The following is a 15,475-nucleotide window of genomic DNA, read 5'->3' as shown; positions in this document are numbered from 1 at the left end:
CCAGCCGAGCGCAGGAGGTGCCGCTGCGCCTGCTTGCCGATTATCGCGGCTACCTGATGACCGACGATTACGCCGGCTATAACGCCTTGGGCGCGCAGCCAGGTGTCGAGCGTTTGGGCTGCTGGGCGCATGCGCGACGTAAGTTCGTCGATGCGCAAAAAGTGCAGCCCAAGGGTAAGACCGGGCGAGCCGACATGGGGCTAAATCTGATCAACAAACTGTATGGCATCGAGCGTGAATTCAAAGAGGTCACTGATTATCAGCGTTTTGTCGGTCGACAGGAAAAAAGCCTGCCGGTACTCGCAGAACTAAAAAGCTGGCTGGAGAAAACCCATCCCCAGGTGACGACGCAAAGTGCCTTGGGCAAGGCCGTCGGTTATCTGGCTAGCAACTGGAGCAAGCTTGAGCGTTACACTGAGGCCGGCTTCCTGCCCATCGATAACAACAGGGCAGAACCGGTCGCTAGCCACGGGCCACGATCAGGACCAGCCAGTAGCACCTATTTCGCTTCCCAAGTGCCCGTACTGTATTATGTCATGCAGTCTTGATGACAGAATCAGGTGATTCGCATACTTGACCTGTCTTGGCGAGGTGAGCTATGAGCAGCACAGGCCGATTTAATTTCAACGGGTGTTTTTAAAGACCCGCGATCATATCAGTAGATGTGGGGGGAGTCACAGACTCAAGTGGTTTATGCCCGTTATGAGCATTGAAAACCTTATTTTATTTGTTGGTTGCAAGGTCATTTGGAGAATCATGGGTACATTACGGACATATTTGCTGAGCCTTCGTCGTCGGCAGAAACGCACTCTTCAGGTGATTGCCGACATATTTTTGGTGTGGCTTGCCTTGTGGATGGCGTTCGTCGTCCGCTTGGGCGTAGATGAGCTGGTCAATCCGGTAGTTCAGCATTCATGGCTCTTTCTCAGCGCTCCAGTGGTGTCCATCCCGCTATTTATCCGCTTTGGTATGTACCGAGCTGTGATGCGTTATTTTGGCAATGATGCCTTGATAGCGATCATCAAGGCAGTAAGCTTGTCCTCGTTGATCCTTGGGGTAGTTGTCTACTGGTATAGTAACCATCAAACGATGGTCCCGCGCTCAATCATATTCAATTACTGGTGGTTGAGCCTGATCATGATCGGTGGGCTGCGCTTGGCAATGCGTCAGTATTTTCTCGGTGACTGGTTTACAGCGGCTCAACACGTTCCATTCACCAGCAGGGACGATGGTTTGCCCAAAGTGGCTATTTACGGAGCTGGCGCGGCAGGTAATCAATTGGTTGCGGCCCTGCGAATGGGACGGGTCATGCGGCCGGTAGCTTTTATAGATGACGATAGCAGTATCGCTGATCGGGTGATTTCCGGGCTGCAGGTGTATAAACCCAAACATATACAGCAGATGATTGACTCAACGGGAACTCAGGAAATTCTCTTGGCCATTCCGTCGTCCAATCGTGGCCGGCGCCGTGAAATCCTTGGCCTTCTTGAAGGATTTCCGCTCCATGTACGAAGCGTTCCCGGCTTTATGGATCTGGCCAGCGGCCGAGTCAAGGTCGATGACATTCAGGAAGTCGACATCGCCGACCTGTTGGGCCGTGACACCGTACCTGCTCAGGGCGAACTCCTGGAGCACTGCGTTAAGGGCCAGAATGTCTTGGTGACAGGCGCGGGCGGCTCCATCGGCTCCGAGCTCTGCCGTCAGATTATGTTACTGCGTCCAAAAACGTTGCTGCTCTTCGACCACAGTGAGTTCAATCTCTACAGCATCCTATCCGAACTTGAGCAGCGTATTACCCGTGAGTCGTTGCCTATAAAGTTGTTGCCGATCCTCGGTTCTGTACGCAACTCATCCAAGTTGCTGGACGTCATGAAGATGTGGAGCGTCGATACGGTCTACCACGCCGCAGCTTACAAACACGTACCAATGGTCGAGCACAATATTGCCGAGGGCGTATTGAACAATGTGATCGGCACGCTGAACACCGCACAAGCTGCTCTTCAGTCGGGTGTCGCCAACTTTGTATTGATTTCCACCGACAAGGCTGTCCGCCCCACCAACGTCATGGGCAGTACCAAGCGCTTGGCAGAGTTGACGCTCCAGGCTCTTAGCCGTGAACTGGCACCGGTATTGTTCGGTGATAGATCCAACGTGTCCCATGTGAATAAAACCCGCTTCACCATGGTCCGTTTCGGCAATGTATTGGGCTCCTCCGGCTCAGTGATCCCACTGTTCCACAAACAGATCAAGTCTGGTGGGCCGCTGACCGTAACCCACCCGAAAATTACTCGCTATTTCATGACCATCCCCGAAGCGGCGCAGCTTGTTATTCAAGCCGGTTCCATGGGACTTGGCGGTGATGTGTTCGTGCTGGATATGGGCGAGCCGGTAAAAATTGTCGAACTGGCTGAGAAGATGGTTCATCTGTCAGGCCTGAGTGTTCGTTCCGAAAAGAATCCCCACGGCGATATCGCCATCGAATTCACCGGCCTACGTCCCGGCGAAAAGCTTTACGAGGAGTTGCTGATCGGTGACAACGTGGTGGCGACCCAGCACCCAATGATCATGAGTGCCAACGAAGATCACCTAGACTGGGAAGTACTCAAAGGCAAGCTGACAGAGCTGCTTGCTGCAGTAGATCAGGATGACTACAACCGTGTCCGTCAATTACTGCGCGACACCGTCAGTGGCTATGCGCCGGATGGCGAAATCGTCGACTGGATCTACCAGCAACGCCGCCTTGAACCCTGAGCTCACACCCTGTAACACCCCCATTTTTGACTATCCCCAAACATCACCTAAGTTTGAAAAGCAGCTTCGGAAAAGCTGCTTTTCTCACTGATGTCATGGAGCGTCTCTATATGCGTAAAGCCTGTTTTTCATCCCTGGTTTTTGCTGTCCTCACCAGCATTTCACTGGCTGTCAGCGCAGCCCCATCAGTCAAACCCGAGACTCCAACCCCCATTGCCGCTCAAATGACCAAGGCCGAGCAAACCACTGCCAAGGTCAATCTCAACGCTGCGGATGTGCAAACACTTCAGCGTGATCTGTTCGGTATTGGCTCAGCGAAGGCCAAGGCGATTGTCGCCTATCGTGAAACCAGTGGCCCGTTCACGGCGGTGGACGAGTTGCTGGAAGTGAAGGGGATCGGCAAGTCGCTTCTGGAGAAGAATCGCGACAGGCTGGAAATCAAATAACGCGCAGCAGTCAAGCCAAGAGGCCGGTCATTGACCGGCCTTCTTTCTGCCTGTGATTTCTGCATTCGCCTGCACTTTCAGATTCCCACGCACCACCTCCAGAATCCTCGCCGCCAACGCCTCACTCTCGACGCTACGTGCCAACACCAGCGCCCCCACCAGTGTCGACATCATCATCAAGCCTTGCTCATCAGCATTCGTGCTGCCCAACGCAGCTTCAATTTGCGTGAGCCTCGCGCAAAGTACTGCATCGGTGGTGGCGCTGTTTTGCCCGCGTTGCCCCAGTTCTGAAGACATGGTGGGTAATGGGCAACCTTTATCTGGCGACGTCTGGTGCCATTCGGGTAGCTGTCGATGAACGCTTCCAGTGGTTGTTCCTGGTTGAACAACATCTCGCAATGGGCGTCCAGTTCTTCGCCTGCCGCTTGCAAGGCCTTTTCCACCAATTCGTCCTTGGACTTGAAGTGCGCATAGAACCCGCCGTGGGTCAGGTTCAGCGCTTTCATCAGCGGTTGTAGGCCGGTGGCGCCGATGCCGTCGCGGCGGAACCGTACCGAGGCCTCTTTAATGATGCGCTGCTGGGTTTGAGCTTTGTGGTCGAGTGAATAGCGCATTAGAGCGGCCTCCGAAACGTGGCCCATATTAACCAGGCTTTACGGCGGCTTCTCGGCTCTTTACAAAACTGCGCAACTCATTGGTGACCGGCGGCGAGCTTGGCATGAATAGTGATTACGACTACAACAACGATTGTTGAACAATCATGAGGTGGCGATGAGTACCACATTGTCCTTGGCGGATCAGATTGCGCGGGAGTTGCGCGCGGACATCATTGGCGGTCGGCTGTTGCCGGGCATGGCGCTGGTTGAGAGCGATCTGGTCAAGGCCTACAGCGCGTCGCGCAACACCATTCGCGAGGCGTTGCATCGTCTGGGGCAGGAAGGGCTGACCCGTTACGTGCGAAACAAAGGGGTGATGGTCCGGCGATTGGACATGGGGGAAGTGCGTGATCTGTTTGTAGTCCGTCGCACCCTGGAGTTGCAGGCCATTGCCAGCAGCAAGCCCTTGAGCGGCGATCAGTCCGAGCGCTTGGACAACGCCCTCGACGCTACCACTCTGGCCCGCGAGCGGGAAGACTGGCGCGCGGTGGCGACCCACAGTCTGACTTTCCACCAGCAGATTGTCGGTTTGTTATGCAGTCCGTTGTTCGATGAGTTCTTTGCCCAGGTCATTGCCCAACTGCGCCTGGTGTTTTGCGCTGCGCCCGATGAGCAACGTTTCCAGTCGCCCTGGCTTGAGCGAGATCGAGAGATTTACGCGTTATTGGTCCGAGGCAACAAACTGGCGGCGGGGGAGGCGATGAGCCTGTACCTGGATGATTCGGAACGCCTGTCGTTGGCTCTGTTTGCCCACCCCTGATCGAGGATTTGCCCAATGTACAAAGACTACCCCGCCGCATACCAGGTCAGTAAAGGCTCGGCCTTGCAGGTCGACAAGGCATTTTATGAGCGGATTCGCGACGCTGCTTGTCAGCGCACGCTGATTGAGCAGTTCGAGGTGCCGATCCGGACGGGGAGGGCGTGGAAGGTGCCTGCCGGTCATGTGTTTCGCGTGACCACTCCGGTCGGGCCGCAGGTGGGGGATTTCAACGTGTGGAACGCCAACGACCCTCGCGAACGTCTGTGGGCGGCGCGCACTCGTCAGTTGCAGGGCGCTCATGTCAGTGTCCATGACCGGTTGTGGTCGAATCTGCCGTTCCTAAGGCCGCTGGTGACCATCACTGATGACAGCCTGGCCGGTTATGGTATTGATGAGCATGGCGGGCGCTTGCACGATTTGCTCGGCACCCGCTGCGACCCTTATGTGAACAAGATGCTCACTGGAGAGGACTTCCATCACCATTGCCATTCGAACCTGACGCGGGCGGTGTTACCCCACGGCCTGACGGAGTTTGATGTGCATGACGTGCTGAATATCTTTCAGTGCACTGGCCTGAATCACGACGACATGTATTTTATGAAGGCTTGCCCGGCGCAGAAGGGCGACTATCTGGAGTTTTTTGCCGAGATTGATTTGTTGTGTGCGCTGTCGACGTGTCCGGGTGGGGATCTGTCGTTGCCGATGTGGGGGCCCGACGCGCAAGACCCACTGACCGTGTGTCGTCCGTTAGGCGTTGAGATTTACCGCTTGGAAGATGAGCTGCTTCAAGGCTGGAGTCAGCCGGAACGTGCTGCCTATAAAGGGCAGCACGGTTTGCAGATTGCCAAGGCGGATTGGGAGTAACCGGGGATGGGGCTGCTTCGCAGCCCAACGGGAGCAAGCTCCCTCGCCACGGGTTGTGGGTCAGGGCGACCGGTTCAGCGGTCCTGCGCGTCCTTGGCATCCGCTTGCGCGTTGCGCTCGGCCACGCGTTTGCGTTGTTCGTCGGTCAGTTCCACTGTGTTGGCGCTGTCTCGCAGCATCATCAAACCACCGACGATCGAACCGATAGCGACCGCCATAATCAACCAGGCATACCAGGGCATAGGGCTCTCCTTGAGGCCGACTGCCGTGGGAAGATTTCCCACGGCAATAACAGCTTTGAGTAACGGGCTTTGTCAGTGGTTCCATTGTAGGCCCGTTCTGCCCTGCAGGTTTAGAGCCCGGTCAACATTGCGTCTGCCGGTGCATCGGCACGATCTTGTGCCGTGAGTTGGAAGTAGACAAAACCCACCGCCATAAAGCCCAGGAAGACCAGGCCGATCAGGGTGTTGAACCAGGCCATGGCCACCAGGCACACCAGCGCCAACACCAGGGCGATGCCCGGCACAATCGGGTAACCCGGCGCGCGGAAGGTGCGTTCCAGCAGCGGTTCGGTTTTGCGCAGCTTGAATAGGCTGAGCATGCTCATGATGTACATGACGATGGCACCGAACACCGCCATGGTGATCATCGCTGCAGTGAAGGTCATGCCGCCCAGGTTGATCAGGCCGTCGCTGTAGATGGCAGCGATACCAACCACGCCACCGGCGATGATTGCCCGATGCGGTGTCTGAAAGCGCGACAGTTTGGCGAGGAAGGACGGCAGGTAACCGGCGCGGGCCAGGGCGAAGAATTGCCGCGAGTAGCCGAGGATGATCCCGTGGAAGCTGGCCACCAGGCCGAACAAGCCAATCCACACCAGCATGTGCAACCAGCCGGAGCTTTCACCGACCACGGTTTTCATCGCCTGGGGCAGTGGGTCGTTGATGTTTGACAGGGTGCGCCAGTCGCCCACGCCGCCGGCAAAGAACATGACGCCCATGGCCAGGATCACCAGGGTCAGGATGCCACTGATGTAGGCTTTGGGAATGGTGCGTTTTGGATCTTTCGCTTCTTCGGCGGCCATGGCGGCGCCTTCGATGGCGAGGAAAAACCAGATGGCGAATGGGATTGCGGCAAACATCCCGGCAATCGCTGGTGCACCGAAGGTGTCGGAGCCGGCCCAGCCGTTGAGAGCGAAGTTGCTGAAGCTGAAGGCGGGGGCGACCACGCCCATGAACACCAACAACTCAGCCACGGCGAGGACGCAGACTACCAGTTCAAAGGTCGCGGCCAGTTTGACGCCGAGAATGTTCAAGCCCATGAACACAATGTAGGCACCGACGGCCGCGTGTTTGGGGTCCAGCGTCGGAAACTGTACGTTCAGGTAGGCGCCGATGGCCAGGGCGATGGCCGGCGGGGCGAAGACGAATTCGATCAGTGTCGCCAATCCGGCGATCAGGCCGCCTTTCTCGCCGAAGGCCCGGCGGCTGTAGGCAAAGGGTCCACCTGCATGAGGGATCGCGGTAGTCAGTTCAGTGAAACTGAAGATAAAGCAGGTGTACATGGTGGCGACCATCAACGAGGTCACCAGGAAGCCCAGCGTACCCGCCACGCCCCAGCCATAGCTCCAGCCGAAATATTCCCCGGAAATCACCAGCCCGACGGCGATGCCCCATAAGTGCAAGGTGCCTAGGGTTGGTTTGAGTTGTGTGTTCATTGTGCTGCTCCCTGAACGGTTTGGAATGTTTCAAGGCATTGCAGCGGCCATGCCAGCCTGCAAATCAGTGTCGTAAAGTCGCTGAACTGTCGTCGGGAGGATGGTTTGGCGTTTGAATATGTTCTGTAGCGCACCAGATCAGGGCGCTGGTGTCTGGTCTGGCGCCATTGCGACATGGGTATCTACACATCTCTTGAGGGGGACGCCTAGTTCTTGCTCGCGAAAACCTGGGGGTGCCGTGGTGACTCAGGAAGCCCGCGTTATCGTTAACGATCATCGCGAGCAAGCTCGCTCCTACAGATGGGGGCTATGTTCGCTTCAGATAGATCAAAAGCAGATCAAGGGCCAGCGTCAATCCGTTTTTTTGTAGGCGCGAGGGGGATGCCTAGTTCTTGCTCGTGAAGAACCTGAGGGTGCGGTGGTGATTCAGGATGCCCGCGTCATCGTTAACGTTTTTCGCGAGCAAGCTCGCTCCTACAGTGGCAGTAGATACGCTCTTGCTTCTCACCACTCAGGTCGGCTACCAGGCCGCCGTGCTCTTGCTTTTGATCTTGATCTTGATCTAAGGCGCCCCGTTAACCACGATGGCTGAACGCAGGTATTGATCCGTGGGTAAACCGGCAGGACGCCGGTTTAGCCGCGCTGGGCCAGGGATGGCCCATCGCGGCGGCCCACGGAGTAATGCCGGAGTGAAGGCATGCCGAGCCACAGCGAGGCACCAAGTGGTGGGGCAAGAGCCTTTGGTTACTTTGGGCTTTTCAAAGTGACACGCCGTAAGGGCGTAACCCCAAGCCGCCGTTACCGCAGCAACGGATATGTACCCAGCCCAGCCTTTGCTCCCACAGTTGATCAGCCCCCACTAACCCCCAAAGCCCCCTGTAACCTGCGCACAACCCCACTCTTTACGCGTTCTTTACGCCCTGCCCATACCCTCGCTCTCGTTCCTTTACGGTGCTCCTGCGGACAATACCCCCACACTCGGCAATCGCCGTACAACGGAGAAACTTCCATGAGCGTTCTGGACGGGGTGTCACTGCTATTGGCCGTGGCGCTGTTCATTTATCTGCTGGTTGCGCTGTTACGCGCGGATCGGAACTAGGAGCGGCTATGTACAGTTATGACTATTGGCTGATCATCGCCTTCTTTGCCGTGGTACTGGTTCCGGCGCCATTTTTGGGGCGGTTCTACTACAAGGTGATGGAAGGCCAGCGAACCTGGCTGACCCCGGTTTTCGGCCCGGTGGAGCGCGTGTGTTATCGCATCGCAGGCGTCGATGCGCAGGCCGAGCAGAGCTGGCAGAAATACGCCCTGGCTTTGCTTGCCTTCAACCTTGCGGGTTTCGTGCTGTTGTTCTCGATCCTGCTGTTCCAGGACTACCTGCCTCTTAACCCGCAGAAATTGCCGGGTCAGGAATGGACGTTGGCCTTCAACACCGCAGTCAGTTTCATGACCAACACCAACTGGCAGTCCTACAGCGGTGAAGCGTCCCTGAGCTACCTCAGCCAGATGGCCGGGCTCACCGTGCAGAACTTCGTCAGCGCTGCCACCGGCCTGGCCGTGTTGGTTGCGTTGTGCCGTGGCATCGGTCGCAAATCGGCTACTACCCTGGGCAACTTCTGGGTCGACATGACCCGCGCCACCCTCTACGGCCTGTTGCCGTTGTGCCTGGTGCTGGCGTTGTTCCTAGTCTGGCAGGGTGTGCCGCAAACCTTCGCCCACTACGTTGGCGCGGTGACGATGCAAGGCGTGGATCAAGTGATCCCGCTCGGGCCAGCAGCTAGCCAGATTGCCATCAAGCAATTGGGCACCAACGGCGGCGGTTTCTTCGGGGTCAACTCAGCGCATCCGTTTGAGGACCCAACCGCGTGGGCCAACCTGTTTGAAGTGGCCTCGATCATTCTGATCCCGGCGGCCCTGGTGTTCACTTTCGGTCACTACGTGAAAGATCTGCGTCAGAGCCGGGCGATCCTCGCTTGCATGCTGGCGTTGTTCCTGATCGGCGGCTCGGTGTCGCTGTGGTCTGAATACCAACCCAACCCAACCCTGAACAACGCCGCCGTCGAACAGACCGCGCCGCTGGAAGGCAAGGAATCGCGTTTCGGCACCACCGGCACTGTGTTGTGGTCAGTGACCACCACCGCGGCGTCCAACGGCTCGGTCAACGGCATGCAAGACAGCCTTAGCCCGCTGAGTGGAATGGTCGCGCTGGTCAACATGATGGTCGGCGAAGTGATCTTCGGCGGTGTCGGTGCCGGCATGTACGGCATGTTGCTCAACGTACTGATTGCGGTGTTTCTCGCCGGATTGATGATTGGCCGCACCCCGGAATACCTGGGCAAGAAACTCCAGGCCAAGGAAGTGCAACTGCTGGTGGTGACCTTGCTGGTGATGCCGGTAGGCGTACTGGTGCTCAGCGCCATCGCCGCCAGCCTGCCTGGCCCTGCGGCGGCCGTCAGTAATCCTGGCCCCCATGGTTTCAGTCAGTTGCTCTATGCCTACACCTCGGCCGGTGCCAACAACTGGTCGGCGTTTGGTGGTTTCGGTGCCAACACCCCGTTCCACAACCTGATGCTGGGTCTGGGCATGTTGATCGGCCGCTTCGGCTACATCCTCCCGGTACTGGCCCTGGCCGGCAGCCTGGCGATGAAGAAGAGTGCACCGATTGGCCAGAACAGCTTCCCGACCCATGGCCCGCTGTTCGTGACCCTGTTGACCGTGACCATTTTGCTGGTGGGCGGCTTGACCTTCCTGCCGACGCTGGCGCTGGGTCCGATTGCTGAACACTTGAGTATGGGCTTCTAAGGGGATATGGAAATGAATATGCCTGCCAAAAATGCTGCCCCGGTGAAAGCCCCGGAGCCTACAAAAACCGCGATGTCGGCCCTGTGGCGCCCGGCGCTGATCCAGGCCTTCGTCAAGCTGGACCCGCGCCAACTGAAGCGCTCGCCGGTGATGCTGGTGGTCGAACTGACCGCGATTCTCACCACCGTCCTGTGCTTCATACCAGACGTCGCTGTGCCGACCTTTGTCGCCGTGCAAATCGCCGTGTGGCTGTGGTTCACCGTGCTGTTCGCCAACTTCGCCGAAGCCTTGGCTGAAGGTCGCGGCAAGGCCCGCGCCGACAGCCTCAAGGCTGGCAGCGAAGGCCTTAGTGCACGGCGCAAGGAAGCCGACGGCAGCTTCAAGGTCGTCCCGGCTACCAGCCTGCGCAAAGGTGATGTGGTACGTGTCGCCGCCGGGGAAATGATCCCCGGTGACGGCGAAGTCATCGAAGGGATTGCTGCGGTCAACGAAGCGGCCATCACCGGTGAATCCGCGCCAGTGATCCGCGAATCCGGCGGCGACCGTTCGGCCGTCACCGGCAATACCCGGCTGGTCTCGGACTGGCTGATGATTCGTATCACCGCCAACCCCGGTGAGTCGACGCTGGACCGCATGATCGCCCTGGTAGAAGGCGCCAAACGCCAGAAAACCCCCAACGAAGTGGCGCTGGACATTCTGCTGATCGGCCTGACCCTGATCTTCCTGCTAGTGGTCGTGACCCTGCAGCCGTTCGCCCACTTCGCCAATGGCAGCCTGCCGCTGGTGTTCCTGGTCGCACTGTTGGTGACGCTTATTCCTACCACCATCGGTGGCCTGCTGTCGGCCATCGGCATTGCCGGCATGGACCGCTTGGTGCGCCTGAACGTGATCGCCAAGTCTGGCCGCGCCGTGGAAGCGGCGGGGGACGTACATGTGCTGTTGCTGGACAAGACCGGCACGATCACCTTCGGTAATCGTCGTTGCACTGCCGTGTATGCGGCCCCAGGTGTCAGCGGCAAGGAACTGGCCGAAGGCGCACTGTTGGCGTCCCTGGCTGACGACACCGCCGAAGGCAAGTCCATTGTCGAGTACCTGCGAGCCCTGCACCCGCAAGCCGAACCGTCGAGCGAAGAACTGACTAGCGTGCCGTTCAGTGCCGAAACGCGCTTGTCTGGTGTCGACTATCAAGGGCGCGTGTACCGCAAGGGCGCGGTGGATTCGCTGCTGGCCTTTATCGGTCTGCAACGTAGCGACCTGCTGCCGGCGCTGTCCCGTGAAATCGACAAGATCGCCCAGAGCGGCGGCACGCCGTTGCTGGTGTGCGCCGATGGCAAGTTGTTGGGGGCGATTCACCTCAAGGACGTGGTCAAGCCTGGCATTCGCGAGCGTTTCGCCGAGCTGCGCAAGCTGGGGATTCGCACGGTAATGGTGACCGGTGACAACCCGTTGACCGCTGCTGCGATTGCCGCCGAGGCGGGTGTCGATGACGTACTGGCCGAAGCCACACCGGAGAAAAAGCTGGCGCGCATTCGCCATGAACAGAACGACGGCCGCCTGGTCGCCATGTGCGGCGACGGCGCCAACGACGCCCCGGCGCTGGCCCAGGCTGACGTCGGCATGGCCATGAACGACGGCACACAAGCGGCCCGCGAGGCGGCGAACATGGTCGACCTCGACAGCGACCCGACCAAGCTGCTGGACGTGGTGCAGATCGGCAAGGAATTGCTGGTGACCCGTGGCGCGCTGACGACCTTTTCCATCGCTAACGACGTGGCCAAGTACTTCGCCATCCTGCCGGCGCTGTTCGCCTCGATCTACCCGCAACTGGGCGTGCTCAACGTGATGCACCTGAGCAGCCCGCAGAGCGCGATCCTCTCGGCCATCGTGTTTAACGCGCTGATTATTGTCGTGCTGATCCCGCTGGCCCTGCGCGGTGTGCGGGTGCAGGCGGCGAGTGCGGCGGCGTTGCTGCGTCGCAACCTGTTGATCTATGGCGTCGGCGGGCTTCTGGTGCCGTTCGTGGGGATCAAGGCGATCGACATGCTGTTGACGGCGTTGCACTTGGTTTAAGCCCTGTTGTGAGGGGACTTGTTGTGCCGAGAGGGGGGTATCTCCTCTCCACAAAAGCCTCTCACCACAACGCCGTTTTGTTCAACGAATTGAGGAATATGAAATGTCCAACATTATCCGCCCGGCCCTTAGCCTGCTGGTGTTGATGACCCTGATTACCGGCGTGGCTTACCCCCTGGTTGTCACTGGCGTGGCGCAAGTCGCCTTCCCTGACCAGGCCAATGGCAGCCTGGTGCGCGATGCCGACGGCAAGGTGCGTGGTTCCAGCCTGATTGCCCAGGACTTTACTGGTGACGGCTGGTTCCACCCACGGCCGTCCGCCGGTGCCTTTGCTACCGTGGCCAGCGGCGCCAGCAACCTGGGGCCAAGTAACCCGGCGCTGGCCACGCGGGTGTTTGACGATGCCAATAAATTGCTCGTCTCAAGCCAGGGGCCGGTGCCACTGGCGCTGCTGACTACCTCCGGCAGCGGTCTTGATCCACACTTGCCACCGCAAGCGATTGCCTATCAACTGGCGCGGGTCGCCGCCGCACGCAATCTGCCGGTGGCCACACTGGAGCGCTTGATGGCTGCTCACATCGAGCAGCCGCTGGTAGGGCCGCCAGTAGTGAATGTGCTGGAGCTGAACATGGCCCTGCAAGCGTTATAAACAGTAGGCACCGCCAATCGCGGGCTTGCCCGCGATGACAGTCTGAAAAACTCTACATAAACACCAGAAGGAAACCCTGCGCATGAGCGACTCCGGCCGTGCCGATGCCCTGTTAGCCGATCTACCCCGGGACGGCCGTGGCCGGCTCAAAGTCTTCCTCGGTGCCGCCCCAGGTGTGGGCAAGACCTACGCCATGCTTCAGGCTGCACACACTCAATTGCGCCAAGGTGTAAGGCTGATCGCCGGGATAGTGGAAACCCACGGCCGAGCTGAGACTGAAGCCTTGCTCAGCGGTTTGCCGCAGCAGCCTTTGCTGCGCTCCGAGTACCGAGGCGTGATGCTGGAGGAAATGGACCTTGACGGTCTGCTCGCCGCCAAGCCCAAGCTGGTACTGGTGGACGAACTGGCCCACAGCAACGCCCCCGGCAGCCGCCACGAAAAGCGCTGGCAAGACATCCAGGAACTGCTCGCAGCTGGTATCAACGTCTTCACCACGGTCAACGTCCAGCACCTGGAAAGCCTCAACGATCAGGTGCGCGGCATCACCGGCGTGCAGGTGCGCGAAACCCTGCCCGACTGGGTGTTGCAGGAAGCCGATGAACTGCTGCTGATCGACCTGCCATCCCGTGAGCTGCTGGAGCGTCTGCGGGACGGCAAAGTCTACGTGCCGGAGCAGGCCCGTGCGGCCATCGATGCGTTTTTCACCCAGACTAACCTTATGGCTCTGCGCGAGTTGGCGATGCAAACCGCCGCCGCCCACGTCGACGACGATCTGGCCCAGGGTTATCGACAGCTGGGCCAGGCTGCGCCCGCCGTGCGCGGGCGCTTGCTGGTGGGTGTCGATGGCGATGCCCACGCCGAGCGCCTGGTACGCCACGCCAGTCGCGTAGCCCAGCGTCGGCATTTGCCCTGGAGCCTGGTGCATGTCGACAACGGCCGTGTACAGGATGAGCGGTCACGCCTGCATCTGCAAAATGCCCAGCAACTGGCTGAACGGCTTGGCGGCGAGGTGGTGTTGCTACGCGCTGGCGAAGTGGCCAAGACCTTGATCCAGCATGCCGCCGAGCGCCGTGCCAGCCTGGTGCTGGTGGGGCAGTCGCGACCACGCTGGCAGCGCATGCTGTTCGGCGGCGGGCTGGCGGCGCGGTTGTTGCGTAACGCACGGGGCCTGGAAATTAACGTCCTCGACAGCGATGAAGCACCGGCCCCGTCACGCTTGCCCGATGTCCACGGGCTGGTGTGGTTCGACTACCTCCTGGCGCTGCTGGCGACGGTGCTGGCCAGCGGATTGGCCTGGGCGGTGTCCAGCGTCTTGCCGTTGCCCAACATCTCTCTGGTATTCCTCGCCGCCGTGCTGCTGGTAGCGGTGCGCAGCAGTCTTGGCCCGGCGCTGGCCTGTGCGGCGCTGTCGTTCTTGACCTACGACTTCTTGTTTATTCCGCCGAATTTCTCCTTCGCTATCCAGCGTGAAGAAGATGTGTTGACCCTGTTGTTCTTCCTGCTGATGGCGGCGTTGACCGGCAACCTGGCTGCGCGCCAACGTCGGCAATTGCAGGCGCTGCGCGACACTCAGGAAGAAACCAGCGAACTGTTGGACCTGTCGCGCAAACTCACCGCTGCCACCGATCGCCAGGCGGTGATCAGTGCGGCTGCCCATCACCTGGAAGGCTGGCGCGACTTGCAACTGTGCCTGGTCAACCGCGATGGGCAGGGCGACTGGAAGATCGAGACAGGCGGCCCGATCACCTTTACCGAGGCCGAGCGCGCCGCCGCCGATTGGGCCTGGCAACACGATCAGCCGGCGGGGATGGGCACCGGCACCTTGCCGTTTGGCCGCTGGTGGTGGTGGCCGTTGTCCGGCGAAGAAGGCCCTTTGGGCTTGCTCGGTGTCAGCCCGAAAGCCGGCCTGGAACTGAGCGGCCAGCGCCGTCGCTTGCTCACCGCCTTGAGCCAACCGCTGGCTCAGGCGTTGGCCCGTGCGCAGTTGGCCCAGGAGCTGGAAGCGGCCCGTCTGCATGGTGAAACCGAGCAACTGCGCAGTGCTTTGCTGGCGTCGGTGTCCCATGATTTGCGCACCCCACTGACCTCCATGCGCGGCAGCATCGACAGCCTGCTGGCTCTTGGCGAAGCCATTCCCCTGGAAGATCGCCGGGAATTGCTGGAAGGCACCCGCGATGAAGCTGAACGCCTGGACCGTTACATCCAGAACCTGCTGGACATGACCCGCCTCGGCCACGGCGCCTTGAAGCTGGCGCGCGATTGGGTGTCGCCCGGCGATATCGTCGGCAGTTCCCTCGGCCGATTGCGGGCGGTGCTGGCACCGTTGCAGGTGAGTACCGACGTACCCGCTGAGTTGCCGTTACTGTATGTTCACGCGGCCTTGATTGAGCAGGCGCTGGTTAATGTGCTGGAAAACGCCGCGCGTTTTTCGCCGCCCCACGGGCGTCTTCAACTGCGCGCGGGTGTTGTTGAAAAGGAATTGTTTTTTTCCGTCAGCGACGAAGGCCCCGGAATTCCCGAGGACGAGCGGGCGAAGATTTTCGACATGTTCTACACCGCTGCCCGGGGTGATCGTGGCGGGCAGGGAACCGGGCTTGGCCTGGCGATCTGCCAGGGCATGGTCGGTGCCCACGGCGGGCATATCAGTGTGGCCGAGGGCATCGAAGGGCAGGGCACGTGCATCACCTTGTTCCTGCCATTGCAGACTCAACCCGGCCTGGAAAGCGAACCTTGAACCCAGGTACGCTACTTTCTTCTATC

At 59.5% G+C, this 15,475-nt stretch carries 11 protein-coding genes and 2 pseudogenes; 10 read left to right on the top strand and 3 right to left on the bottom strand.

Annotated features, from left to right (window positions below; translation table 11 throughout):
• The 3 genes and pseudogenes from FQ182_RS26115 to FQ182_RS26105 all read left to right on the top strand — a co-directional run.
• Positions 1-455: pseudogene (locus tag FQ182_RS26115) on the top strand (IS66 family transposase); the annotation flags it as partial.
• Between the two features lie 301 nt (positions 456-756).
• A complete protein-coding gene (locus tag FQ182_RS26110) occupies positions 757-2,751 on the top strand; it encodes a nucleoside-diphosphate sugar epimerase/dehydratase (RefSeq protein ID WP_149414370.1) in 1,995 nt (664 codons plus the stop codon).
• Between the two features lie 110 nt (positions 2,752-2,861).
• Positions 2,862-3,197: a ComEA family DNA-binding protein gene (locus FQ182_RS26105; RefSeq protein ID WP_371923916.1), complete on the top strand. Its 336-nt coding sequence runs from the start codon at positions 2,862-2,864 to the stop codon at positions 3,195-3,197.
• Positions 3,198-3,224: 27 nt separating this feature from the next.
• On the opposite strand, the pseudogene FQ182_RS26100 reads toward FQ182_RS26105, so the two are convergent.
• Positions 3,225-3,811 (bottom strand): annotated as a pseudogene (locus tag FQ182_RS26100) (TetR/AcrR family transcriptional regulator).
• A gap of 157 nt (positions 3,812-3,968) precedes the next feature.
• On the opposite strand from FQ182_RS26100, the gene FQ182_RS26095 reads away from it, so the two are divergent.
• Both FQ182_RS26095 and FQ182_RS26090 read left to right on the top strand, forming a co-directional pair.
• Positions 3,969-4,613: a GntR family transcriptional regulator gene (locus tag FQ182_RS26095; protein ID WP_149414325.1), complete on the top strand. Its 645-nt coding sequence runs from the start codon at positions 3,969-3,971 to the stop codon at positions 4,611-4,613.
• Between the two features lie 15 nt (positions 4,614-4,628).
• Positions 4,629-5,477, top strand: coding sequence for a DUF1989 domain-containing protein (locus tag FQ182_RS26090; RefSeq protein WP_149414326.1), 849 nt, complete (start codon positions 4,629-4,631; stop codon positions 5,475-5,477).
• 74 nt (positions 5,478-5,551) lie between these two features.
• Here FQ182_RS26090 and FQ182_RS26085 read toward each other — a convergent pair whose 3' ends face one another.
• Both FQ182_RS26085 and eat read right to left on the bottom strand, forming a co-directional pair.
• Positions 5,552-5,719 (bottom strand): DUF2897 family protein, encoded by a 168-nt coding sequence (locus FQ182_RS26085; RefSeq protein WP_149414327.1) that lies wholly within the window; start codon positions 5,717-5,719, stop codon positions 5,552-5,554.
• A 110-nt stretch (positions 5,720-5,829) separates the two neighbouring features.
• Positions 5,830-7,194: an ethanolamine permease gene (eat, locus tag FQ182_RS26080; protein ID WP_149414328.1), complete on the bottom strand. Its 1,365-nt coding sequence runs from the start codon at positions 7,192-7,194 to the stop codon at positions 5,830-5,832.
• Between the two features lie 1,009 nt (positions 7,195-8,203).
• On the opposite strand from eat, the gene kdpF reads away from it, so the two are divergent.
• From kdpF to FQ182_RS26055, 5 genes are all read left to right on the top strand, one after another.
• Positions 8,204-8,293 (top strand): K(+)-transporting ATPase subunit F, encoded by a 90-nt coding sequence (kdpF, locus tag FQ182_RS26075; RefSeq protein ID WP_003218754.1) that lies wholly within the window; start codon positions 8,204-8,206, stop codon positions 8,291-8,293.
• Positions 8,294-8,301: 8 nt separating this feature from the next.
• On the top strand, positions 8,302-9,996 hold the full coding sequence (kdpA, locus tag FQ182_RS26070) for a potassium-transporting ATPase subunit KdpA (RefSeq protein ID WP_149414329.1): 1,695 nt from the start codon (positions 8,302-8,304) through the stop codon (positions 9,994-9,996).
• A 12-nt stretch (positions 9,997-10,008) separates the two neighbouring features.
• On the top strand, positions 10,009-12,066 hold the full coding sequence (gene kdpB / locus FQ182_RS26065) for a potassium-transporting ATPase subunit KdpB (protein WP_178114535.1): 2,058 nt from the start codon (positions 10,009-10,011) through the stop codon (positions 12,064-12,066).
• A gap of 103 nt (positions 12,067-12,169) precedes the next feature.
• Positions 12,170-12,715: a potassium-transporting ATPase subunit KdpC gene (gene kdpC / locus FQ182_RS26060; protein WP_149414331.1), complete on the top strand. Its 546-nt coding sequence runs from the start codon at positions 12,170-12,172 to the stop codon at positions 12,713-12,715.
• An 82-nt stretch (positions 12,716-12,797) separates the two neighbouring features.
• A complete protein-coding gene (locus tag FQ182_RS26055; protein ID WP_149414332.1) occupies positions 12,798-15,449 on the top strand; it encodes a sensor histidine kinase KdpD in 2,652 nt (883 codons plus the stop codon).
• The last annotated feature ends 26 nt before the right edge of the window (positions 15,450-15,475 follow it).

This window comes from Pseudomonas sp. ANT_H4 (assembly GCF_008369295.1).
In the GTDB taxonomy this organism is placed as follows: domain Bacteria; phylum Pseudomonadota; class Gammaproteobacteria; order Pseudomonadales; family Pseudomonadaceae; genus Aquipseudomonas.
This window is presented reverse-complemented; position numbering and strand designations above follow the sequence as displayed.